Annotated in this window: 15 protein-coding genes; 2 read left to right on the top strand and 13 right to left on the bottom strand. The window is 68.4% G+C overall.

From position 1 onward, the window contains the following. Window positions 1-305: 305 nt before the first annotated feature. The gene (locus tag ACGFRG_RS05635) at window positions 306-7,409 is read right to left on the bottom strand and encodes an RHS repeat-associated core domain-containing protein (protein ID WP_393261631.1); all 7,104 of its coding nucleotides are present in this window, start codon (window positions 7,407-7,409) and stop codon (window positions 306-308) included. 338 nt (window positions 7,410-7,747) lie between these two features. Here ACGFRG_RS05635 and ACGFRG_RS05630 point away from each other — a divergent pair, with 338 nt between their 5' ends. Beyond that, entirely contained in the window at window positions 7,748-11,701 is a 3,954-nt protein-coding gene (locus ACGFRG_RS05630; RefSeq protein WP_393261629.1) for a LamG-like jellyroll fold domain-containing protein, read from the top strand. 240 nt (window positions 11,702-11,941) lie between these two features. Here the strand turns inward: ACGFRG_RS05630 and ACGFRG_RS05625 are convergent, their stop codons facing one another. From ACGFRG_RS05625 to ACGFRG_RS05605, 5 genes are all read right to left on the bottom strand, one after another. Next, entirely contained in the window at window positions 11,942-12,430 is a 489-nt protein-coding gene (locus ACGFRG_RS05625; RefSeq protein ID WP_393261626.1) for a hypothetical protein, read from the bottom strand. 28 nt (window positions 12,431-12,458) lie between these two features. After that, window positions 12,459-12,860 (bottom strand): HK97 gp10 family phage protein, encoded by a 402-nt coding sequence (locus ACGFRG_RS05620; RefSeq protein WP_393261623.1) that lies wholly within the window; start codon window positions 12,858-12,860, stop codon window positions 12,459-12,461. Continuing rightward, window positions 12,857-13,285: a DUF6093 family protein gene (locus tag ACGFRG_RS05615; RefSeq protein ID WP_393261621.1), complete on the bottom strand. Its 429-nt coding sequence runs from the start codon at window positions 13,283-13,285 to the stop codon at window positions 12,857-12,859. The genes ACGFRG_RS05620 and ACGFRG_RS05615 overlap by 4 nt, the downstream gene beginning before the upstream one ends. Beyond that, window positions 13,278-13,649 (bottom strand): hypothetical protein, encoded by a 372-nt coding sequence (locus ACGFRG_RS05610; protein WP_393261619.1) that lies wholly within the window; start codon window positions 13,647-13,649, stop codon window positions 13,278-13,280. Before ACGFRG_RS05610 ends, ACGFRG_RS05615 begins: the two co-directional genes overlap by 8 nt. Before the next feature lie 137 nt (window positions 13,650-13,786). Beyond that, window positions 13,787-14,713 carry an endonuclease domain-containing protein gene (locus ACGFRG_RS05605; RefSeq protein WP_393261617.1) on the bottom strand — a complete coding sequence of 309 codons (927 nt, stop codon included), beginning with the start codon at window positions 14,711-14,713 and terminating at the stop codon, window positions 13,787-13,789. Window positions 14,714-15,638: 925 nt separating this feature from the next. Here ACGFRG_RS05605 and ACGFRG_RS05600 point away from each other — a divergent pair. Continuing rightward, window positions 15,639-16,487, top strand: a complete 849-nt coding sequence (locus ACGFRG_RS05600) for a hypothetical protein (protein WP_393261615.1) — start codon at window positions 15,639-15,641, stop codon at window positions 16,485-16,487. Here ACGFRG_RS05600 and ACGFRG_RS05595 read toward each other — a convergent pair. The 7 genes from ACGFRG_RS05595 to ACGFRG_RS05565 all read right to left on the bottom strand — a co-directional run bounded on the left by ACGFRG_RS05595 (window position 16,475) and on the right by ACGFRG_RS05565 (window position 24,232). Continuing rightward, entirely contained in the window at window positions 16,475-17,287 is an 813-nt protein-coding gene (locus ACGFRG_RS05595) for an aldo/keto reductase (RefSeq protein ID WP_393261611.1), read from the bottom strand. The two genes, ACGFRG_RS05600 and ACGFRG_RS05595, sit on opposite strands and share 13 nt — an antisense overlap. Continuing rightward, window positions 17,221-18,417 carry a JmjC domain-containing protein gene (locus ACGFRG_RS05590; RefSeq protein WP_393261608.1) on the bottom strand — a complete coding sequence of 399 codons (1,197 nt, stop codon included), beginning with the start codon at window positions 18,415-18,417 and terminating at the stop codon, window positions 17,221-17,223. Before ACGFRG_RS05590 ends, ACGFRG_RS05595 begins: the two co-directional genes overlap by 67 nt. A gap of 70 nt (window positions 18,418-18,487) precedes the next feature. After that, window positions 18,488-18,658: a hypothetical protein gene (locus ACGFRG_RS05585; RefSeq protein WP_393261606.1), complete on the bottom strand. Its 171-nt coding sequence runs from the start codon at window positions 18,656-18,658 to the stop codon at window positions 18,488-18,490. Between the two features lie 378 nt (window positions 18,659-19,036). Continuing rightward, entirely contained in the window at window positions 19,037-20,104 is a 1,068-nt protein-coding gene (locus tag ACGFRG_RS05580; RefSeq protein ID WP_393261604.1) for an NUDIX domain-containing protein, read from the bottom strand. 64 nt (window positions 20,105-20,168) lie between these two features. Then, entirely contained in the window at window positions 20,169-21,608 is a 1,440-nt protein-coding gene (locus tag ACGFRG_RS05575) for a glutamine synthetase family protein (RefSeq protein WP_393261601.1), read from the bottom strand. Beyond that, window positions 21,608-23,134 carry an amino acid permease gene (locus tag ACGFRG_RS05570; protein ID WP_393261598.1) on the bottom strand — a complete coding sequence of 509 codons (1,527 nt, stop codon included), beginning with the start codon at window positions 23,132-23,134 and terminating at the stop codon, window positions 21,608-21,610. Before ACGFRG_RS05570 ends, ACGFRG_RS05575 begins: the two co-directional genes overlap by 1 nt. A 45-nt stretch (window positions 23,135-23,179) precedes the next feature. Continuing rightward, window positions 23,180-24,232 carry a hypothetical protein gene (locus ACGFRG_RS05565; RefSeq protein WP_393261595.1) on the bottom strand — a complete coding sequence of 351 codons (1,053 nt, stop codon included), beginning with the start codon at window positions 24,230-24,232 and terminating at the stop codon, window positions 23,180-23,182. Window positions 24,233-24,571: the final 339 nt, after the last annotated feature.

Genomic DNA, 24,571 nt, shown 5'->3' with positions numbered 1-24,571 from the left:
TAGTTCAGGACTCGACACCTCGAAGAGGAATTGAGTCAAAATCTCAACGTCCACTTCGTCGATCTCGACACGCTCCAGCATGTGAATCGCCCCAGCCCATCGTGGCAATTGCAGAACGTCTAGTTCTCCGGAGGTGCATCGCTCCAGAACCTCTCTTACCGCATCACGATCCAAGCGGACAGACGGCCCCTCGTGTCGATCGCATCGGTTAGCGGCGTCGATCAGGCCATCCAGCGATGATTCCCAACCAAGCAGGCTGGTCAGAGCCTGGCAGGTATCCGATCCCATGGACCTCACCCTCACCCTCACTTGAACTTGATGTGAGCAATGCTGCCATCAGGAAGGAAGGTCGTCTTGTAAGCCAACTCCGTGACCCCTTCAGAATCTACTCGCTTCCGATACATCGCGTACGACCCGGGAACCCTTCCGGGGACCTTGTAGTAGAACTCCGCACCGCCTCCGGGGAGGCGAACGATCTGCGGAATTTCGGCATCCCCTGGACTCTTCTTCATGAAGCCGGTGAGGCTCTTTCGCAACGCTGGCGACAGATCATCGACACCCGTAGCGGCCGCAACCTTTTCACCTCGTGTCAGGTTTGTGCCGCAGGCCCCATTCGAATTATGCACGAGGACCGGAGTCTGCCCCGCCAGCACATAGTACGTGTGGAGGTTTGCGACGGTGAGGTTGTAGGTGACGATGTGGCCGGTGTAGTTGCGGATCCGCGTGATCCGCTGGGTGTGCCCGTCGGGGCTGCGGAGCTCTTCGCCGGTGTGGAGGTCGGCTGCGTTGGTCCAGCGGTGTCGGGTCTCGCTCCAGTAGGGGTGGTGCTGGGTGGAGGTGAGGGTGCGCGGGCCGTTTGGGGTGGTGATGGTGAAGTCGGTGAAGTCGGTGTCGGTCAGGGTTTTGATGACCGCTGTGACTTTTTGCGGTTGTGTGACGCCGGTGAGGGGGTTGGTGGCCTGTACCGTGTCGCCGACCTTGACATCTTCGATGTGCTTGGCGGTTCCGGTGGCCGTGAGCACCGGGGTCTTGCCGGGGAAGCTGTTCTTGCAGGCTGCTGCGATGAGATCTTCGAGGTCGTTCTCGGCAGCCTGTTCGGCGCGGGCCGTGTCGGCGGCGAGGCCCGAGGGAAGGCTGCCTCCGGCTGCTCCGCCGGTGGCGGCTTCGCCTGCGACTTCCGCGCACTTGGCGGGGTTGCGCAGGCAGGCCAGTCCGACCTCTCCCGCCCCATCGAGCAGTACGGGGGCTGCGGGGGCTGCGGCTCCGGCCGTTCCGATGACTATGACAACGCCGAGGGCGATCTTCTGCCATGTGTGGAGCGGCCCGCGCGTGCTCCCGTCGCTGGCGCTGACATTGGGGTTGTAGTTCGGGTTGGTTCCCATGGCATAGCCATGGAACGTGGTGTCCCTCTCGACGGGTTTCGCCTGGACTTCGGTCTGGTCGAAGCTGTAGCCGTGGCGTCGGTTGTAGTGGACGTAGCTGGTGACGCTGTAGCTGTTGTCGCCTTCGCTCCAGGTCTGGGTGGAGCTTCCGGACCAGCCCCATGACCAGTCGCCGCTGCCCTCGTACGTCCAGGTCTCGACCCGAGGGTTCTCGGCGGTTCCCACATTGCAGTAGCCGGCGCCTCCGCAGGAGCCGTCCGGGTGCAGGCCGCTGGGGTCGGAAAGATTGACGGGGCTGTTGTTGCTGTAGGTGTAGCCGTTCCACTGCTGGGGCTGGGCGGCGTCCAGGATCGGGTCCGCGCTGATGAAGCGGCCTGTGGCGGGCTGGTATTCGCGGGCGCCGAGGTGGGTCAGACCGGTGGCCGAGTTCTGGGTGCCGCCGACGAAGCCGTGGTCGCCGGCCCAGGCGGAGGGCTGGGTGCCGCGGGGGTTGCCGAACGGGTCGGCGGGGCGGCGGGTTTCGGCGAGGGTCTTGTAGTCCAGGGCGAGGGTGGCGGTGCCGTGGTTGTCGCCGACCTGCCAGGCGATGCCCCCGGCCGTGCGGACGGCAGTGAGGCCGTTGGGCAGGGCGTAGGTGCGGGTGGTGTGGACGGTGTTGGTGGCGGTGTCCAGGGTGAGCTCGTCGGCACCGATGGTGAGGGTGGTCTTGCCCGGGTCGCGGTGGATGAGCTGGTTGCCGGAGGCATCGTAGATGTAGCTGGTGCCGCCGGTGTCACCGGTGGCGGTCGTGGAGGCGAGCTTGCCTTCGGTGTCCCAGGTGAGCGATGTGGTGCCGCCGCTTGTGGTGATCGCGGTGGTGTTGCCGGTGGCGTCGTACTGGTAGGACGTGGCGCCGGGGTTGTTCGGGCCGCTGCTGGTGGTGGAGAGCAGGGCGTGGGCGCCCCCGGTGCCGCCGCCGGTGTTCGCAGCGGTGGTGGGCTGGTTGGCCTGGCCGGTGGGGGCGAAGGTCTGTGTGGTGGTGACGTCCTTGCTGGTGTCACCTGTGGTGTCGTGCTGGGTGAGCGACGTGCGGTTGCCGGTGCTGTCGTAGGCGTACGACGTCCAGTACGCGGCGGGTCCACCGGCGGTGGTCTTCCCGGCGGCTGCGCCGCTGGTGGGGCTGGTGTTGTTGCAGCCGCCGATGTTGGCCACGGAGGGCTGCGCCTTGGCCGTGGTGCCGCCGGTATCGGTCCATGCGGTGGTGAGGCGGCCGAGGTAGTCGTAGTTGAAGCACTGCAGGTCGGTCTGGGCCGGGGTGTTGTCGGGGATGTTCTGGATGGCGGTGAGCTGCCCGGCCGGGTTGCGGCTGTAGGTGGTCTGCTGGACCGCGCCGTTGGTGGCGGTCTGCTTGTCGATCCAGGAGGAGAGCAGGCTGCCGGTGGCCTGGTCGTAGTTGTCGGTGGCGACGATCTGCGTGCCGTACGGGTTGACCGTGGTGCGGATCGCATGGCCGAACGCGTCGTAGTCGGTGGACAGGTCGTAGGTGGTGGCGTACGAACCGAAGGTCTCCAGCGGCCCGTTGACGTCGTAGGTGTAGTCGAGGGTCTCGGCCGGGATGTCGCCGCGTGCACCGGTGACCGACTCGTTCAGCGCACCGGTGATCGGGTCGTAGCTGGCCGTCGTTGTGTACTGGCCGGCGAGCTTGCCCTCGCTCGCGGGAATGGTGACCGTCGTACCGGTGGGGTGGTAGGCACCGTCGTAGCTGGTGACCTCGCTGCTGTAGGCGGCGTCGGTCTTGCCGCCCACGAACCGGCTGGCCTTGACGGGCTGGCCCTTGGCGTTGCTGATGCTGTCGTACGTCCAGGCCGTCAGCGGTACCCGGGTGGTGGACGGGGCGGTGGTGCTGTAGGCAGCGGTCTTGCGGCCGATCAGGTCGTAGTCGTAACTGAGCGTCTGCTTGCGGGCGTCCGTGGTCGTCGCCAGGTGCCCGTCGGCGTCGTAGGTGAGGCTGGTGGTGCCGGTGTCGGGGTCGGTGGAGCTGGTCTGGCGGCCCCGGAGGTCGTAGGTGTAGGACCAGGTGTTCTTGCCGGTGGCGTCGGTGCGGGTGTCCGGCTTGCCGGTCGGCGTGTAGGTGTAGGTGGTGACGTCCGCGTCGCTGGCGTGCCCGGTGGCGGTGGGGGTCTTGTACTGCCACAGCTGGCTGGTGCGGCCGAGTCCGTCGGTGATGGTCGTGGTGGCGCTGCCGCCGGTGGGCGGCGTGACATCGGTTTCGTCCACACCGGGGTAGGCGCTCGTGGTGCGCCACTGCTCGATGGCGTAGGAGGAGAACACCGAGGCGGTGGCCCGCCCCTGGCCGTCGTAGACCGTGGTGGTCTGACCGGGCACCTGGTTGTCCGTGGTGGTGAACAGCGTGGTGCCGGGCGCGGTGGTGGCGTCGTAGTACGGGCCTCGGGACTCCACGGCCCAGCCGTGCGAGTCGTAGAAGGTGTCGCTGATGATGCGTCCGGTGTAGGCGGACAGCCCCGGGGTGGTCTGGGTCTGGCGGGCGCGCCCGAAGCCGTCGTAGACGGTGATCGACTTGTTGTAGTGCGCGTCGTCGTTGTCCAGCGTGGCACTGGTGACGGTCGAGGGCGCGCTGCTGCCGTTGATGGCGTAGGCGAAGGTGGCGTTGGGGTGCTGGGACGTGAGACGTCCCGGTGCCCACACCCCGGTCATGCGCCCCAGTGCGTCGTATGCGCGCGTCGTGGTCTTGCCGTTCAGATCGGTGCTGGTGAGTACCGAGTTGCGGGCGATGTCGACCGTGCTGGTGGAGGTCCAGTCAGTGGTGCTGCCGGGCGCGGGGCTGGTGACGGCGACCGTCGCGGGCAGTTCGCCGGCCTTGGCCGGGGTGAAGACGGTGCTGGTGGTGGCACCGCCCGGGTGCTGGGTGTCCGTGGTGTTGGGGTCCGTGACCGAGGTGGTGCGTCCGTAGGCGTCGTAGGTGGTGGTCGCGGTGGTCACGAACACCGGGCTGCCCGCGCTGTCGTAGTGATCGAGCACCTGGGCGGTGGTGGCGTCCCCGTTCCCGCCCGCCTGGCCGAAGGGCTGACCGTCGTAGAAGGTGCGCACGTCCGAAGCCGTGTTGTCCTTGGTCGCGGTCGCCGTGCACGCGCTGCTGCCGGTCAGCGTCTTGGTTTCGTCCGCCAAGCCGGTCACCAAGCTGTTGCTGCTGGTGGCGTACGAGGTCAGGACGCACTGCTCGGGCTGGCCCTCGGCGGTGGTGTCGACGCTGGTCGTGCGGTTGGCGTGGGCCGGGTCGGTGAGGGTGGTCGTGGTGGTGGTGCGCATGGTGCCGTCGGCCTTGAGTGCCTTGGCGGTGGCCACGATGGTGGAGGCGCTGTAGCGGGCCACGAGGTCGGGCAGCTGGGAGCCACGGGCGTGAGTAGCTGTGGTCGTGGGCCCGGAGGTGGTGGTGACCGAGTAGGCGGTGACGTTGCCGCCCGCCTTGTCGTAGGTGTCTCTCTCCAGCGCCTGGCCGGCCAGCCAGTCGGAGTCGGTGACCTGTTCGCCGAGGGAGTCGGCGACCTTGACGGAACGGGTGGAGCCGCCGGGCAGGGTGTCGCCGTCCATGCCCTGCAGGTACTTGGTGACAGACTGTGCGACCGGTCCGTCCTGGCCGTTGCCGGTGGTGACGGTGACGGTGGCGAAGCCCCGGAACTCGTTCCAGGTACGGGTCTTCGGGTCGGTCAGCTCGTTGGTGTCGTAGTGCCAGGCGGCAGGCCCGTAGGCGTACTTGGTCACCGCAGAGGCCGTGTGAGCCACGGGGTCGTTCTCGGTGACGCTGCTGACCGTGTACCGGTTGAACCAGTCGGAAGCGGGGTCCGCGCCGTACACCGAGCCCGGGGGATACCACTTGACGTTGTAGCAGTTCATCGTGTCGGTGTCCGCAGATGCGGGCATCACCTTGTTCACCCGGGAGCAGGCGGGCAGGTTGTAGTCGACCTGGATCTGCTTGCCCATCTCCGTGGTGATGGTCTGGATGCGGGGCCGGTTGAAGATGGTCGGCGCCGGTACCAGGTCCGTTCCGTCGACCCGGTTGGGCAGTTCCACCGCAGTGAAGGACACCTGGGGCAGCGTGATCGCTGTGCCGTCCTGGCCGGTGCGCTGGATGCCGGCCAGCCACATGGTGGGCTTGTTGCCGTCCGCCGGGTCCGGATAGGTATGGGTCAGCGCGTAGCTGTCGACGTTCTTGTACGTGCCGTTGGACAGCACCTGCGTGGTGATCGACGCCAGGCGGTTGTTGGACCAGAACGACGGGCCGTTGTTGGTGCAGGTGCCGGTGCCGGCGCAGTTCTGGTCGTACGGAACGTCCGGCCAGTGGGCCGCGTTCGACGAGGACAAGGTGGCGCCGGTGCAGGTGAAACTCCCCGCCGTTGAGCAGCGTCCCTCCGGAGCGGTTGTGAAGTTCACCCTCGCCGCCGCAAGCAGCTTGCCCTTCGCCGTGACCTGGTCGGCAAGGCGCTGCCCGTAGGCGACTGAGGTCAGGGCGCCGTCGCGGATATAGGAGGTGAGGACGCCCGCACCCGGGTTCTGGCCGCCGCCGCGCATGTAGTAGTTGGACTGCGTCGCATATGTGTAGGTGGTCAGATTGCCGTGGGCGTCGACGGCGTAGTCGAGGTTGAAGCGGTAACCCATCTGGCACCAGGAGGCGTTGCCCTTGGCGGAGTCGTAGCAAGGGTCCCCGCTGTTGGGCGAATACACCGGCTCGGTCCAGGCCGAGTTGGAGGCGGTGTCGCTCTTATCACCCCCAGGCAGGTGGTTCAGACCGAAGTAGTACACGCTGCCGTCGGTGGTAGAGACCTTGATGTACTCACCGCTGGAGGTTCCGTTGCTGGCTCCGGTGAGGAATTCGACCTTCGAGCCGTCGTCCTGCTTGAGCCGCCACGTCCCACTGGTGTCGTCACGGACCAGCTGGCTGGAGTGGCCGCCCAGGGACAGGGTCGCGTTATAGCCGCCCCAGCAGGCATCGCTGGAGTACTTCAGGCCATCCTTGTCACAGGACTTGTAGGAACGCTCGACGAAGCCGGGGCTGTAGTCCCAGCCGTCGCCGATCCAGGACGCCTGAGCGTTGGTCGAGGACGTGCGGCCGTCCACGGACGACGAGTCGTAGCCCAGGGCGATCTTGGGGGTGTCGCCCCCCAGGGACGAAGGCACCTGGATGGGGTAGTTGTAGGTGAAACCTCCGCTGCCCGCGCTGGCTGTCCACGAGCCGCTCGGGGTCAGGCTGGTGGCAGCGTACGTACCGCCGCCGCCACCTGAAGTGGTCTGTGCTGCCAGGACAAGCGGCTGAGGGGCGGGCGCCGCAGCGGCACTCTTCGCCGACGGCTGCCCTGCCGTGGACGCCGGGAGGGCGACGTCGGCGATGAGACGGCCGGTCGCGGTGTCGAGGTGGGAGGCGAGGGGGGTCTGCTTGAGGCAGCCCGGGGCCTTGGGGGTGGTCAGCGAGCACGGAGGGAGGGTGACCAGGTGGGAACGTGACGCGGCGTCGGCGCCGTAGGCAGCGTCAAGCTGGCGGGCGTCGATGCCGATCTCGATCCGACCTGACGGGGCGCCGGAGGTCTGGGAGAGGGTGACCACTGGCCCCTGCGCGCCGACAGCGTGCGCCTTTGCCACATCGGCAACACCGACGTTGATCTGGGTTCCGGCGGCCGCCGGCGCAACGTTCTTGCCCCGGCCGTTGGTGGCGTCATCCGTGGGTGTCTGCGAAGCCTGTCCCACCCAGATCGGCAGATGGCCGGCCTGAAGCTTCGCACGCCCCTTCTCCTTGGGGAGGGCCAGAGCCGCTGACCCGCTGGCAAAACCGCCACCGGAGGGACCAGACCAACTGCTGGGGACCTTGTAGTGCGGCTTCGGGGCCCCGGCCTGGGGTCCGTTCACCGCCCGCACCGACGGGGTGTGGGGCAGAGCGGTGTGGGGCGGGGTCCACTTCTTGTGCGAGCCTGCCGGCTTTGCGGCGTCCGTCGCCTGCGCGGAGACCGGTCCGAGCAGGGTGGCAGTAGTCGCGAGCACGGTGACCGCTCCAAGCCATCCTTGACGGCGGCCGCGTCGCCACTCACGCCACGCTCTGCCCCAAGTCCCCACGACTCTCCCCCTCGCACACACGCAGCCGCTCTGCCGGTGGGCAGGCGACGTCAACCGGGCGAAGATAGCCGTGAATTCACACACCAAACCATCACGTGACCCACACTTGACCTCATCATTAGATTGGTCTAATCCAATTCCACCCGCCCTATCCCCACGTAGTGGGGTACGCCCTAAATGCGCGCTTGACCTGCGTCTCTTATGCCTGGTTACTGTGCCTGCTCGATCGGCGTGCACGAGTACGCCAGAGCCGGGAGGGGACCCGCATGGGGGGCAACAACGCCTACTCGCGTGGCAGACGGAAAGCACATCGCCGCAGAGCGGCCTCACTGATCGCCGCCGCACTGGCGACCGCAGCGGTGGGGCTGCCGACGCCGGCATGGGCCGACGACACGCCGGATCTAGCGAAGGGTGACGCACTCCATCAGGCGCAACTGCCGCCCGAGGAGAAGGCCACCACGCAGGCGCTGATGCAGGCGAAGGCGAGCGGTAAGCAGGTCGTCATCGACGCGCTGACCACGCCGTACGCGCAGACCGTGGCCAATGCGGACGGCACGCTCACCCAGACCACCACACCCGCACCCACCCGTGCCAAGGTCAACGGTGCGTGGGCGGACGTGGACTCCACTCTCCAGGCAGGGGCCGACGGATCGCTGTCCCCGAAGGCGGTGGCCAATTCCCTGACTCTGTCCGGGGGCGGCAGCGGGCCACTGGCAACCCTGACGAGTCCGGGTGGCAAGTCGCTGGCTGTCACCATGCCGTTCGCCCTGCCCAAGCCCACGGTCGGCGGGAACACCGCAACGTATGCGAATGTGCTCCCCGACATAGATCTGGCTGTCACCGCGACCGAACTCGGCGGGATCCGCGAGGTGCTGGTCGTTAAAACCGCTGATGCCGCCAAGAACCCGGCCCTGGCCACGCTGCACCTGGGCACCACCGGGGCAGGGCTGACGATGAAGGCGGACAGTGCGGGGGCGCTGCAGGCCGTTGACACTGTCACGGGCACCCCGCAGTTCGCCGCGCCCGCGCCGCAGATGTGGGACTCTAGCACCACGTCCACGGCGAGCGGCGCACTCCGGACGGCGCAACACCCAGCGGCTACAGCAGGGTTGACGACTCGGTCCCTGACCACCGGGCAGGCTGGCGCCAGCACGGCTGACGGTCCTGGCGCCGGGGCGCAGAGCGCCGCCATGCCCACCGCGGTCGGCAGCGGCAGCGTGGACATCACACCGGTGCCAGACATCCTGCACGGCTCCAGCACCCACTACCCGGTGTTCATCGACCCGTCCTACCTGCCGTGGAGTCCGGGCGATCCGACCTGGACATGGATCCAGTCCGCGCACTCGGACACCAGCAACTTCGGCGCCTACGGCTCCTCCCGCAGCAGCCAGCCCGGCCTCGGCCTGTGCGGCACCTCCTACCCCGGAGGCGGAGGCTGCTCCGCGCAGGACACCGAGCGCACCTACTACCAGTTCAACACAGGCGTCCTCGCCACCCACCACGACATCCTCGGCAGCGCGGTCCTGACGGTGAACCAGACCTACTCCGCCGACTGGGACTGCAACTCCACCTACGAAGTGAGCCTGTCGTACACGCGTGACACCATCGGCCCCGGCACCACCTGGAACAACTCCCCCTCCGACACCGACACCGGCCTCACCGACCGGGTCGGCGGCACCGGATCTTCCGGCTGCATGGGCAACGTGCCCTTCTCCTACGACGTGAAGAACGTGGTCCAGAACGGCGCAAACAATGGCTGGCCGTCGATCACATTCGTCCTGTACGGCGACGAGAAGGACATCAACGGCTTCAAGCGCCTGTCCAACAAGGCCACGCTGGCGATCACCTACGACCAGGTCCCCAACGTCCCCACCGGAATGACCAGTTCCCCCGTGCCGGGCTCCGTCTCGGCTGGCACCAGCCAGCCGTGCGAGGCCCAGGCTGGCCCCACCGACCGGGCCTTCGTCGGCGCCCCTGGACTCGCGCAGGGACTGCAGCTGAAGGCGACCGTCTCCAGCCCCACCGCCCCCGCCCAGCCGGTACGCGGCTACTTCGCCCTGTGGGATGACTCGGTCAGCGGCCTGCCGAACACGGCGCACGGCACCGGCTACAGCAACGGCGGCGGCTACGCCTCCTCCGGCAGCCAGGTCTCCTTCACCGTCCCCCAAAGCGACCTCACTGACGGACACGCCTACGCCTGGAACGCCTCCACCAGCGACGGCATCCTCGCCTCCAATGGGAGTAGCGTCTGCCACTTCCGCCTCGACCTGGCCCCGCCCACCGTGACCACACCCACCGCATCGGACCAGGTGGCCGACCCGTCCACCACCTTCCCCCCGGCCGGCAACGGGCAAACCACCAGCTTGCACATCGGACAGAGTGGCAACGTCCCCTTCACCGCCACCGACCCCGTCCCGTCAACCGGCGTCGCCTCCGGCCTGGCCTGCCTGCGCTGGGGCTTCGATCCGGCCATGGCGGACGCCACCTGGCAGTGCGGCAGCAAGCTCCCCACCAACACCCTGCCGGTGACGCCCGGCCACTGGGGCACCAACCTGCTCTACATCCAGGCCCAGGACAACGCCGGCAACTACTCCCAGATCGCCTCCTACGCCTTCTACATCCCTTGGAACCCCAATAGCCCCGCCCCCGTCTTCGGCGACACCACCGGCGACGGCTCCCCCGACATCGTCACCCCGCACAGCGACGGCAACCTCTACGCCCACACCGTCCCCGGCAACACCCAGGCCACCAGCCCCGCCACCTCCCTCGCCGCCCTGGCCGGCAACTCACCCGGCGGCGACTCCTGGAAGAACTACACCGTCTCGCACCGCGGCAGCCTGCGCGGCGGCACCAGCATCGACGGACTCTTCGCCCACCAGGCCAGCTCGCCACGCCTGTACTACTACAGCAACCCGGGCGTAACGGGCGCCAACGGCCGCTTCGACAAGTACAACACCCTGGCCAAGCCCCCGTGCACCGACGACGGCTCCGGCACCTACTGCACCGGCTATGCCACCGACTGGTCCGCCACCACACAGATCGCCGCACTCGGCGACCCCTCTACCACCGCCCTCACCACGGGCACCTTCCAGAACCGCACCGGCCTGCTCACCGAGGAAGCCAACCCCTCGGGCGATGCCACCCTGTGGTTCTACCCCGCCATCTCCGACACCCGCCTCGGCACCCCTGTGCGCCTGACCGCCACCGGCTGGAAGAACTGGGACCTGATCTCCTCTGGTGACTGGAACCACACCGGCCACCCCGGCCTATGGGCCCGCAACCGCACCAGCGGTGACATCAACGCCTACGCCCTCACCCCCGGAACCGCCACGACCCCCGACGGCACCCAGAGCGTGCCCACCCTCACCGCCATCTCCACCGGCACGACCATCGGGAACCTCCCCGCCACCGATTACCCCGTCATCGGCTCCGACGGCGACCTGACCGGCGACAGCATCCCCGACCTGTGGGCCGTCACCAGCAGCGGCCAGCTCAACACCTGGCCCGGCCACACCAGCGACGGCACCGCGAGCACCCCGCTTGCCTCCTTCAACCGCCCACTCGTCGCCGGGACCACGCTGATCGCTGCCAACAAGTGGAGCCTGGCCGGCAACCTCACCGACTCCGCCGCCACCAACCCCGCCACCGCCAGCGGCACCACAACATGGGCCCCCAACCACACCGGTACCAACCCGGGCGCCGCCACCTTTGACGGCAGCACCGCCTACCTGCACACCAGCGGCCCGGCCCTCGACACCACCCAGAGCTACACCGTCTCGGCCTGGGTGAAACTCGACTCGCTCGCCACCACACAGACCGCTGTCAGCCAGGGCACCGTCAACCACCAAGCCTTCTACCTGGGCTACGACGCCACCCTCAAGACGTGGGCGTTCATGACCACTACCAGCGACGCGGCCACCACCACCTACAAAGTCGCCGGTGGAGGAACCGCCACCCCAGGAACCTGGACGCATCTCACCGCCGTCTACGACTCCGTCAGCAACATCCAGTCGCTGTACGTCAACGGCGCCCTGACGAAGACCGCCGTCGCCAACGCCACACCGGTCTACACCCCCACCGCACCCCTGGCCATCGGCGCCTGCGCCACGGCGGGCAGCAACACCCTGTACAACCAAACCACCGGAGCCATCTCGGACGTCCGCACCTACCCGGCAGCACTCACCGCCGGCCAGATCCAGGACCTCTACACCCACTCCTGACCGCAAACCGCGCTGGTGCCCTGCCGGAACAACCGGCAGGGCACCAGCGGCGGCATGGGAGCGTCCATCTCCTCAAGGCACTCTCTCGCCACGGTGTGGCGAACTACCCCTGAAATCAAGGTGTTTCATGGAGGATTTCCAGCCGTGGCAGTGACGCGGCCGACGCTGCCGTTCGCCCCGCCAGCCGTGCCAACGATCTTGATTCTTTGATCCACATCGACCAATGCATTCCGCTCGGACTCAAGCGGTCTTCGCCTGGATGGGCGACAGCGTTGCAGGGGGTGACGGCTTTTCGTCCACCCCGCCGGTTGCGCGCAGGCGGTATCGCTGCACGTACGCCACGATCCCCTCGCCAGTCTGCGGTTCGACACCCTTGTCCATGGACAGCTCGCGGGCCCAGACGTCAACGCCCGGTGTGTCGAGCGCCTGCTGCCAAGCCCCGGAGGCAGTACGCCCCACCACGCCATTACGGGTGCGGTCGGCGATCCACTCGGCCTGATCGGTCCGGGCCGCGACCGCAGTTACCTGGTAGTCGAGGTCGGCGTCCTCCGAGGCATCGGCCAGCGGCGCGCCGCCGACCGATCCTCCCAGTGGGTACAGCACCGTATACGGAACGGGGGCAGGTTGGCCGCCGACCAGGGGGAGGACGCCGAGGCCGCACGGGCGGCCCGTCGCCTTCGCGATCAGTTCCTGGAGTGCTTTCGATACGGGTGCGCGGTCGATCATCATCGGGCCAGGCCCGTCGTCGATGACGCCGTCACGCTGCCTCCGCCACGGCGGTCCCCAGGGCGTGTACGAGAGCGGGACCTGCCTGCTGGACTGCGGGACCGAGGTGCGGGAACGGGGGCTGGTGGTAGTGCCGCCCCAGGCTGTCGACGCCGACGAAACCGAACTCCAGCCGCCTGCCTTGCGGAGCGTTCGTCCCGACCTCGGCCACGAGCACCGGACCACTTCGATGGACCTCGGACTGCCACGAGGCCCGGTAGCGGCCCGTGACCACCCGCGGGCCGGGCCGGCCTGAGGCGTTGTACTGCACCTGAGCCACCAGGGCCTGCGCGCCGTGCCGCATCGCCGTCTCCGCCGCCACCAACGCCGCCTGACCGCCGCGCTCCAGGGCCGCAGCAAGCGCGGACGGGTGCGAGAAGCTTCCGCCGCTCATGGCGCCTCAGCCACCGGCTTGCGGTTGTGTTCCTCCAGCCACACCGTGCGCAACGAGGGCACCGACGAAACCGCGCCCGGCGCGGCCACCCGGTACGTACGGCCCACGGCCTGTTGGTCGCGGGCCTGGACGACGAGCACCGTGTCGTTCTCCCACACCTCCGGCGCATCGAGCGGGAGGAGTAGTCGGTAGCCCGCTCGGGCCTCTTCAACCCACGCACCGTCCCGGCCAGTGCTGTTGCTGCGGATGCGCTCCTGGTGTGGGTACAAGCCCGACTTGCCCGCGTACACGATCACCGGCGGAACCGGCACGAGAGCCCCGCTCTCCTCGTCCAGACGTTCCTCGCCCTGGGGTCGGCTGACCTGCACGGTGTCCGGCATCAGATGCCGCTCCGCGAACCGTGCCAGCGTCGACAGGTCACGCATGCGCCGCCCACTCTTTCAGCTGCGCTAGTACCCCACGCGTCAGTTCACCAGGGCCGCCGTCCAGATCCGCACGGTCCAGGACGGCCGCGTCGAGCGACCGCCAGTCCACCGCTTCGAGGAAGCCGATCACCACGTGCCGAACATCGGCCGGTTCGACGAGGACGTCGGCGAAGCCATCGAACTCGAAGCCATTCCAGCCCTCCTGCACATACAGCGTGACCTTGGGACCCTCATCCACGGTCTGTGTAATCCGGTAGGCATGCACCGCCGCTGCCACATCGTGACCATCAACTTCGACAACCGTGGTCCTCTCCGGTGACGCGGCGATGCGCAGGCGACGAACGCCGGAATGTGTGCTGCCCATGCACACGAGCCTAGGTGCGCGAAGAACACGTACTCACAGAGTGGCGACTGCCGCTGCGTATTTCGCTGAACGTGCGAGGTGACCATGTCGGGGGGCCCAGGAGCTGCGAGGTGACGCCGGGGTGTCCCGGTGCTCGCTCAGAACAGTGCCTGGCCCTCGCTGTTGGTGTCCGCGATGACGGGTCGGGGCTGGGTGGGCAGGCCGTCCAAGCGGTCGGGGCCAGCTGCGGCGGCCACGGCGGGGGCCGTTTCGGTCAGCCAGGTGCGGAACTGCTCGGTGGCTTCGCGGTAGGGGACTTGTGCCAGGATGCGGTGCTCGCCGGAGGGGCAGAAGTCGACGGCGACGGTGAGCAGGCAGGAGCGGGGCGTGTTCTGGCTGCCTGTCCAGGACACGCGCAGGACGCCGCAGGGCGTGCGCCCGCGGGAGCTGCGGGGGTCGCGGTGGGTCGGGCGCAGCGATCGGCAGGCTATGTGGGCGGTCCATGCGGCGAGGTGCGGCAACGGCAGGGTGGTGCGTGCGCGGCAGCCGGGGCAGCGGTGCCAGTGGCGGAGCCAGTGGTCGGTGTCGGTGTCGAAGAGGCGCCTGTAGCGGTCGGTTACGCGGATGTCGTTGCTGTACAGGTGATCGGGGCGCTCTTGTGTGTTGCAGGACTGGCAGACCGGGGCGCGGACATAGCCGTGTTCGTGGCAGTGGTCGAGGACGGCAGCGGGCGCGGTGCGGCAGACAGCGCACGCCCACCCGGCCACCCTGCGGGAGGTATTGGTCTTCCTGCTGAGCACCGAGTACAGCTGTCCCTCCAACTCCCCGCTGTACGCGCGCAGTACGGCGACGGTCCCCTGCGGGCTCGTCGTCCGTCGATCGTCCGCGGCTTGGGCCTGCCGGGGGAGAGGGAGCGGCTCGGTGACGGCCGCGCTCGCCGGGCGCCTCCGCGCGACGCGCACCCACTGCGCCTCGGCGTGCTCGGCCGCATCCAGCAGCCTGACCACCGCGCGCGGCAGCCACCACATCCGCCGCGACCCATCGCGGGTCTGCTCCACGAGCATCTGCCGCCAGTCGATCCCCACCAGATGGTGCGGCCGGCCGCCTTCACCTCGTGCCGCCCGCTCAGAGCCTCCCGGCTCCTGCAGTTCCCACGCGATGCGCTGACGCCAACGCAGCGGCGTTTCCTCGTTGCATTCCTGCCTCGGCGTCCCACGGAAGGGACCGACGCGGACCAGGTCCTGTCGGTCCATCCCCACTGTGTTCAGTTCCACGGCCGACCGGTGCACCTCAGCCTCCGGGACACGCCATTGATCGCCGCTCGCCCTCACCGTCGCCACCACACGGCCGCCGAGCAGGACGTATCCCGTCCGGGCATGGGCAGGAGAGCAGGTGAACGCGCCAGAAGCCGTCGGCACGGCACTGTCGGCCGTCAACTCGACCCACAGAGCGTCCGCGGCACCCAGCGTGATGAGGCTGCCCGTACAACCGGGCATGACACGCTCCGACATACCGACAGGCTAGCGGCCTGCAAGGCGGCAACGGGTCTCCCCGCATCTCGGCCCCCGGGCCGCCGTATCCGCCGCCCGCAACTCCTCATTCAGGAGTATCTGGTTCGTCAGCACCTCCCGTGCCCGCAGCCTCACCACACCAGAACGTCAAGGATTCGGGCAAGTCATCCTTGCGCATCAGCAGTCCCCGAGCCCAGCTGAATTGATCAACAGTCAGTGACTACTGCACAGTTGACGGCCCGGGATGCGAGCTGGCGAACGGGGCGGCGCTGCTGCTTGGTCCTCTCGTCGACTTGAACGTTGCTTCTTGTGCTCATTCACCACGCCTACGGCAAGAATGAGAGAGCCGCGCCCGCCCGTCTTCCAGCCCGGTTGTTCCCCCTGCTGCTGCCGAACGAGGGGTCCTGGGCTTCGTTGGCGACGCAGGAACGGCACCCGAACTGCGTCGCGCTCGTGATTGTCGAGCGCGCCGTGGCGGCTGGTTGCTACCGTCCCTGCCATGACCGCGACTGTGCCCCGCGTAATTGATCTCCGTAAAGAGCCGATCGAGGACGCACTGGACCGCGTGGAACGGACCCTGCAGGTACGCCTCGACCAAGCGACGGTCGTACGGAAACGCCGGTCGATCGGAGCGCGCACGGACCGGGATACCTGGGTACGCATCGAAAGGCGCGGGCTCGACCGGATCGGCTCACAGGGCGGGGACGGGACGGCGAGTGCGGAAGCCTTGCATGGGGTCACCAAACCGGCTTGGTACGGCAGCATGGCATGGCGGGATACGGACGAGCCAGTGATGTGGCGGGCCGACGAAACCGCGCTTCTTCCTGGACAGCCCGTCGGTTCGGCGATCGTGAGCGAGGACCCGGGCCTGCTGGACGCGTGGTGGGCGGCGCTGAATGCGTCCCTGGGCGCGCTGGCCGCGCAGCACACTTACCGCGTCGCTACTCCTGACACCGAGGCCATCACGCAGGAACTGGTCACGCGGACCATCGGCAATGTGTTCGCCGGCGTCGACACCTTGGTGCACCAGTGGACGCCTGCGCACGCGGATCTGAACTGGGCGAACGTGACCGCGCCGGAGTTCTGCCTGTTCGACTGGGAGGACTGGGGGCTGGCCCCGCGAGGGCTGGACGCCGCTACCCTGTGGGCTGCCTCCCTCGCGGTCCCGGCTCTGGCCGACCGCGTCCGCCAGGAACGGCGCTGCGATCTGGAGAGCCGGGACGGCAAGCTCATGCTTCTTTTCGCCTCGGCGAAGATCCTCGGCCCGCACGCCCATCCGGAGGACCCGCGCCTGACACCGGCCCGCGCCGTGGCCGAGCAGACGGTGAGGGAACTTCAATCAGCCTGACGACTGCGCAGCAGGTCGCGGTACTCACTGACCATCGTGTCATCGACCTCGTACTTAAGGCAGTTGGCCGACTCTTTGAGATGGTCGAGGTCATCTGTCCCGACGGCCACGGCATCCACCATCGGGAGCTCGAAGGCGGTACGAAGTGCAGCCTGCACCGATGTGGCCGTATCGGCATCACGCAGGAAGGTCCGCGGGTCGAACGACTTCCAGACCGGTGTGGACGTACTCCCGCCGAACGGGCTCATGCCCCAGACTGATGAGGGGCGCCACTGCGTGGCAAGGAGTTCGGCGGAATCCAGGATGTCGATCCCGACGAGCAGGCCGCAGCGCAGCATCAGTACCCCAGGGCTGGGATGTGTGTTGACCTGGCCGAGGAGGGGGCGTGGATCCCAGGTGGAGACGCCCCATCCTCCGCACCGGCCTGCGGATGCGGCGTCGGCGAGCACGCCGCACGCCTCGGCCAGCGCATCGCCTGCCGGGGCGGAGTGCTCGGGGTTGTGCAAGAGCACCCAGTCCGGCTCGCGTCCCAGATCCCGCACCGCATCATCAACCGCCGTGCTCAGGCGGGCAGGATCGAGCGAGTGGCCGTCGGGGAAGTAGCCGACTTTTGTGGACACCGAGAACTTCGGCAGCAGATCGCCGGCCACTCGGGCCAGGGTCTCGTGGGAGCGGAACTGGAAGTAGGCGTACGCGGTATCCAAGGCTGTGACGCCGAGATCCAGTGCACCCGTCAGGAGACGGCGTTCGTGACGAGACCGGTGTAACCCGAGGACAGTTCGTCGGTCAGCGGCGCGCACAGCTCCTCCTTCACCAAGACTTCGGCTACCTCGACCACTTCGGCACCGACGACGGCCGCCGCCTCGCCCAGCACGATCGGCTGCCCACTGAGTAGCAGCCGGATCGTGGGGAGCGCCTTGGCCGCGAGTGTGAGCCGCTTCCCGGCCGCGATGACGTGCACCGTGTCGCCGCTGGTGCGGACCTGGGGAGGGAAGTGGGTGGTGCAGACCACGGTGTCGAGGGGCCCGAAGATGTCGAGGAACGGCACGTGACGGCCTGGGGCCGTGTTCTGCTCGTACGCCGTGAGGAAGTCTGTGGGCGGGCGTTCCACGACGAGCCGGGCAGCTGCCTCCACCAGGGACTCATGGCCGGTTGCGTGCTGGCGGTCGAGGTCGTGGCGGAACACTTCGTGTTCACGGCACCAGTCGCCGAGCCAGGCCAGCCAGCTCGCGCCAGTGCGCTTGGTTATCCCGAAGGTGACGTGAAGGCTGTACCCGCTGCCTTTGGCCGCACGGGTGGCCTGATGCCAGTGGCCTCGTGGAATGTGCATGATGTCGCCAGGCTGTAGCACACCGTCGAAGAGCACGGTGTCGCTCGGGGTGCTGTTGGGGTCGGCGTCCCGGTACATGGGAGCGGTGCGTGTGGTGTCGCGCACGTCCCACTTCTTCTCACCGGCGAGCTGGACGATGATCACGTCGTGGTCGTCCCAGTGGAGGGGGAAGCCGGACGCTTCGTTCGTCGTCAGGTAGGCGTTGACCTGTACCCGCTCGTGTGACCACCACTGCAGGGCGCGGCAGGCCACCTCCATCGTCGGGTCGAAGACGTTGAGCTGGTCCATGATGAGCGTTGCACCCTCGTCCAGCAGACCGCCGAGCCGGTGCATGTTGACCATGGGGATGCTCTGACCTCGCGGGCTGACCGTGTCGGTGAAGTACACGGCCGGATGGACCTCTTCGCTCTTCTGGAAGACCCGGAATTGCGGACGGTTCAGACTGCGTCGCATCGCGATGTCGAGGAGTCGGTTCGGGGTGAGAACCCGGGACAGAAGCTCCGTGTCGTCGCTGCGTCCGCGTACGAACGCCCTTCCGATCTGTTCGGCCCTGTGCCAGCCCAGCGCGCCCTCGATGGAGCTGATCAATCGATGTTCCATGACTCTCCTCTTGGTGGGACGGACCACCGATGGAGGCCCGCACAGGGTGCGGGCCTCCACCCTCAGCGGGCTATTCGACGTCGGTCAGGTTGCCGTCGCCGCCCGGCCAGGGGGCGTCCCCGGACGATCCGGCGTTGTCGGAGCGGAGGCTGTCGTAACGGTCCTGGACAGCGGCCAGTTCCTCAACGGCCAGCAGCAGACCGGTCCGAGCCGGTTGCGACTGCTCGGCGTGCGGTGCCATGTGGTGCTCCTTCTCTCTCGGTTCCTCCACCCGGATGCGGGCGAAGTTCTCTGTGAAGTGCCTCCCATTGCGCGGAGTGAGGACCGCTTCAGGTCAGCCGCCCTGCCCACTGCCGCATCCTCCTGCCGTTGCGGCACGTCCGCTCGGCTCGCCGAGTCAGCCGAAGGCAGTGAACAGAAACCACATGAAGAGGCTCCAGGCTGCGACGACCAGGAGCGCGACTCCACAGCCGGTGAGAGCCGCGATCGGCGAGAGAGGCGGCTCGGGTTCGGGTTCCTCCGGCGCGGGATGGCCCGCTGTGTGGGCGCGCGCGATGCACAGCGGGCAGTGCGGATCTGAGTTCATCGCGAATCACCGGCTTCTCCTTGCAGACGCGGCTCAGTGGGAGGGGGTGCCGGAGGTCAGTTCCAGGGGGCCGGTGTTGTTCCACAGCGCGGTCAGACAGGCATCGAGGCGCCGGAGCAGCGGTTCGCGGACCAGGTCCTTGCTGTCGTCACCGCTGGCTATGCGCCACTCGGTGTGTTCGCGAGGGTTGAGACGGATGCGGGCGAGGTCGTGTTCGCCGAGGGTGGCGCCGTGGAAGGTGTACGTGATGCGGGACAACTGGGGTGTGCCGTTGGTCCAGTCCACGGCCAGCAGTCGCCCGACGGGGAGGTCGAGGTTGAGCTGGTCGCGCAGGATACGGCGGGCGGCTTCGCGTGGGCCCTCCCCGGTATCGCTGTCGATCCCGCTGCCGGGCAGGTGCCAGGTCTGGTCGAGGGCGGAAGAGGTGGGGTGGAGTAGAAGGGCGTGGCCGGCCGGGTCGGTGAGCAGGACGTTTGTCTCGGCGAGGACTTTGGGGCGCAGGGTCTGGTGGAGGTCGGGGTCGAGGGCCCAGGATTCCTCCAGCTGGGCGCGCTGAGTGGGTGGGAATCCGGCGGGGGACCCGAACTGCACCCGGCCGGCCGCCAGGTGGGCGATGGAGCCGGTGTGCCAGGCCGTGACGGCGGCCCGCAACCGGCTGGCGGCGGGTGCGGGCAGGAGGGGGATCGCCGCCTCGGGCGCCAGCCACCGCCCGGTCAGCAGGGGCGGTGTTGTCACGGCGCGGACCTGGTGCTCATCAAGCGGACCAACCAGGTGGAGATGGCTGACGACGGTGAGGATGGGGGACAGCTGTTCGCAGTCGACGGCCAGCAGCCGCTTCAAATGCTGCGGGTGTACCCCGAACCGGCTGTACAGCGTGTCGGCGAGTTCCACTTCCGGGGCGTGGGCGCCGGTGGCCTGCACGCTCGGCAGACACACCACCGCACCACCGGTGGGGCGGGGCATGGACAGCACCAGCATCCGGCCCTGGGTGTCCACCACCAGAGCGGTGGCGAGTACCGGCGGGGACGACTCCCGGACGGCGGGCTCAGCCGCACCTGCCGTACTGCGGCGGGCTGGATGGGTCTGGTTCTGGGCGGGCACAGCGAACTCCTCGGGACAGGTCGGTGATCAGCAGGGGGGTGGGCAGCCGGGCCGGTTGCGGTGTTCAGGCGCGGGTGAACCAGCGGTCCCGCTCGGCATCGGTGACGGTGGCACGCTGGTGGTCGATCTCGATCTGTGCGAGACGTGCGTAGTGGTCGACCACCTCGATGCCGAACGCCTCCCGGGCCATGGGGCTGTGCCGGAACGCGGAGCGGGCCTGCTCCAACGTCAGCGGCAGCAGGGCCGTGTCGGACGCGGCGTAGGCGTTGGAGTCGCAGGCGGGCGGCGGGGTGAGACTGCGGCTGATGCCGTGGAACAGCGCGGCCAGGGCCGCCGCGGCCAGCAGGTACGGGTTTGCATCCGCCCCACCGACGCGCACCTCCACATGTAGTCCGTCGCCGTGGCCGGTGATGCGGATGGCGCAGGTGCGGTTGTCGTAGCCCCAGGTCATGCGGGTGGGGGCGAAGGAGTCGGGCAGGTACCGTTTGTAGGAGTTGACGTTCGGTGCGTACAGCGGGGCAAGTCCCGGCAGCGCCTCCAGCAGACCCGCCACCGCGCTCTTGCCCATCGTGGAGAGTTCGCCGTCGGGGGTGGGGAGTATCGGGGTGCCGTTGCGGGTGAGGGAGAGGTGCAGGTGGAGACCGCTGGCGATGGCGGTTTCGGGTGCGGCCATGAATGTCGCCGTCATGCCTACCCGTGCCGCCAGTGTGCGGGCGGCGTGCTTGAACAGCACGTGCCGGTCGCAGGCGGATAGTGCGCCGCTGTGCGGGAAGGTGACCTCGACCTGTCCGGGTGCGCCTTCGGTCTTGATGGCCTCCACGGCCATCCCCGCCCCGTCGAGGGCGGCCTGGAGGCGGCGGAGGTAGCGGTCGAGCCGGGGGGTGTGGTCGAGGGCGTAGTCCAGATTGTGCTCGGCGGCCGGCACCATCCCGCTGGGCGCGATGCGGGTGGCTTGGGTGTAGGTGCCGCGGTAGAGCAGGAACTCGGTCTCCAGGCCCACCTGGGCGTGCAGCCCGAGCGAGGCGAGGCGGGCCAGTTGGGTGCGCAGGATCTGCCGGGGCGCCACGTCCACCAGCTCCTCGCCGGCCCCGACGGGGTCGCCCAGGACGGCCACGGTGCGCGGCATCCAGGGCAGCCGGCGCAGCGTGGATGGGTCGGGGACCACGGTGGTGTCCTCGAACCCGGTCTCCCAGGAGGTGAGGTCAAAGCCGCAGCCCGGTGTCATCTCCACGTCGGTGGCCAGCAGGTACAGGCACATCTGCGCGCCGTCCAGGGCGACGCGGTCAAGGAAGTGGCGGGCGCCGTAGCGTTTGCCCTTCAGCTGGCCCTGGGGGTTGGGCACCGCGAGCATCACCGTGTCGACCCGCCCGGCCTCGACTGCCGCCCGCAGGGCGGGCAGGCTCAGCACACCGGCCCGCGGGCGCCGCTTCGCGCTGGGGCTGTTGGGGGTGGGCGGGGTGCTCAGGCGGGGGATCTTGCTGAACGTGTGCGGGGTGGTGGCCATCAGACGATCTCCTGCTGGATCTTGGACAGTTCCCTGTCGGCGGCGATCGCGGGGACGTCGTAGCGGCGCCCGGCGATCCGCCACCACGCGGCGGCCAGCAACAAAGCGGCCGCGAGGGCGACGGGGGCGTAGTTGAAGGTGTCCACCGTGACCAGCCCACCGGCGGCGGGCTTCGTCTGGGGCAGGCAGAACAACACGGTCACGAACGCCACCCACACGACGGCGATGATGCCGATGGGGATGCTCCAGCGGCCGAGGTTCCAGGGGCCGGGGGTGAAGCGGTCGCGGTGCCGGATCCGCAGATAGACGGGGATGGCGTAGGCGGGGGTGATCCCGACCACGTTGATCGCGACGACCGCCCCATAGGCGGTCGGACTGTAGAGCGACGGCAACGCCAGCACCCCCGCCACCGTCACCGACAACCACACCGCCGCCCGAGGGGTCCGGCTGGCATTGTCGGTCCGCGTCCACCACCGCTGCCCGGGCAGCGCACCGTCCCGGGAGAACGCGAACACCATCCGGCTGCACGCCGCCGTCTCCGCGTTCCCGCAGAACAACTGCGCCACGATCACCACCAGGAGGAGCACCTTGGCACCGCCCAGACCGAGCGCGTCGATGAAGATCTGCGCCGGGGGCACCCCGGTGGGGGTGGTCTGGGTGCCGGGGTAGTCCTGGATGGCGAAGGTCAGCCCGACCAGCAGCACCAGCCCCGCGATCCAGGACCAGGTGATGGCCCGCATGATCCCGCGCGGCGCGGCCACCGAGGCGTGCGTGGTCTCCTCCGACAGGTGGGCCGAGGCGTCGTAGCCGGAGAAGGTGTACTGCGCCACCAGCAGCCCGATCGCGATCACATACAGGCTGCTGGACCAGCCGGTGCCGTTGACGAACTTCGTGAACACGAAGTCCGCGGACTGGTGGCGAGAGGGCACGATCGTCAGGGCCGCGACAATGACGGCGACACCGGCCAGATGCCACCACACACTCACCGCGTTCAGCACCGACACCAGGCGGACCCCGAACAGGTTCAACAGCGCATGCAGGCCCAGAATCCCGAAGAAGATCCACAACGTCTTGGCGGGAGTCGGCTCGAAGCCGTACTGGAGATCGAGGAACGCCCCCGTGAACTGGGCACACCCGTAGTCGATGCTGGCGATCCCGCCCAATAAGCCGAGGAGGTTGAGCCAGCCGGTGTACCAGCCCCAGCGTTTCCCACCAAGTCGGTCGGCCATGAAGAACAAGGCGCCACTGGTGGGGTAGGCGCTGGTCACCTCGGCCAGGGCCGCGCCGACGAACAGGACCATGCCGCCGACGGCGACCCAGCCCCAGATCATCACGGAGGGGCCGCCGGTGGACAGGCCGTAGCCGTACATGGTCATGCAGCCGGTCAGCACGCTGATCACGGAGAACGACACGGCCGCGTTCCCGAAGCCGCCCATCCGCCGGAACAACTGCGGCTTGTAACCGAGTTCCCGCAGGTGCTCGTCGTCGGCATGCACATCGGGAGGTTGCTGATGTGTATATGACATTCTGGAGTTCCTGGTTTCTGACGTCGGAGAGACAGGGATGAGGGGTCAGATGAAGCGGAGCCGGTGCTTCGGGGAGGGGGCGGTGCGGGTGCGGGTGGTGGTCAGGCACTGGGCGCGGGCGCGGACGAACTCCCGCACCGCCGACTCCGGACGGCCCGGATCGTCACACACGTACGCCCACGGCAGCCGCGTGGCGTACCGGTCGAGGGCCCGGAACACCTTCGCCGCATCCGCGTACTGGTGCCCCGCCCACAGCGCGTGCGCTAGATAGTTGAGATCCACCACCGACGTCGCGGGTGCGGGCCGGTCGCTCCAGCCGTGGAAGGCGCGCCGCACGTAGTGGACCACCGGTTCACGCGACCACTGCCGGTGCTGCAACAGGTCGAGTGTCCCGTCCTGCCGGTGACGCCAGTAACTCTCCATATAGGCATACAGCGGCAGCATCCGCAGCGGTGAGCCGGCCGGGGCCCAGGACACCGTCCACTGGGCGAAGTTGATCGCGTCCGCCACCGATGTGTGCGGGCAGGCGTAGAAGAACTGGAGCATCCGGTGAAACGCCTCCCGGGAACCTGCCGGGTCCCGCTCACCCACCCGCGCCAGCAAACCCCACGGCCCGGCCGGCAGCATCACCTCCCACGCCACCCGCCAATGCTCCCCACACTCAAGACCCACATCCACCTGCGCCAACGCGAGTAGCGCCACCCACGGCACCGGATCCGCCGGAACCCGGCGTGCCGCGAGCAGACACATCTGCCGCGCCTCCCGCTCCAGCACACCCGCCGCCGCGTCTCCACCACGATGGGCATGCACAGCCCGCTCCACGGCGACCCGGGCCCGCATCACCACCGCATCCGCGCTCCCCGGCTCCTCCGCCAGCCACGCCTCCACCGCATCCGTACGCGCCGCCGCCACCGCCAACACCTGCGTCCGCGACGTCCGCAACGCCCAATCACCCCCGGTCCGCGCCAGCAAATCCCGCACCGCCAGCCAACGCCCCAGCTGAAGATCCGCGAGCACCGCCCGCAGCTCCTGGTCGAACCCCGCAGGGTGATAGACCGGGGCGAAGCCGCGCAGGCTCTCCTCCCCGCCCCGCATCATTTCTCGCCACCGAGGTGCATCAGCCGTAAGGACTGTGCTGCCTGGAGCGTGGCGGCCAGCGTTCGACGCCGTGTTCCGTACACGATGCGAGGCCGAGATCGGGGAGTTGAAGGGGGCGGAATCGGAGCATGATTGAGCATCGAGAATCCTTGGGCGGGGACGAAGTCGGATGAGTTCGTGCGAAGTGGCGGTGCGTCGTGGGCCTGGCTGAGCATTTGATTTGGCCGATCAGGTTCACCACCTTGTTGGTCGCCTGCGAAATGCTCGGAGCCAGCGACGAACTCGCGAGGTAGAAACCCAAGAGGATGGTGTTGCCCGCCTCATCATGCAGACCCCGAC

It is taken from the genome of Streptomyces sp. NPDC048696 (assembly GCF_043198895.1).
In the GTDB taxonomy this organism is placed as follows: Bacteria; Actinomycetota; Actinomycetes; order Streptomycetales; family Streptomycetaceae; genus Streptomyces.
The sequence above is the reverse complement of the archived record's forward strand: the minus strand, read 5'-3'. Positions and strand labels throughout refer to the sequence as shown.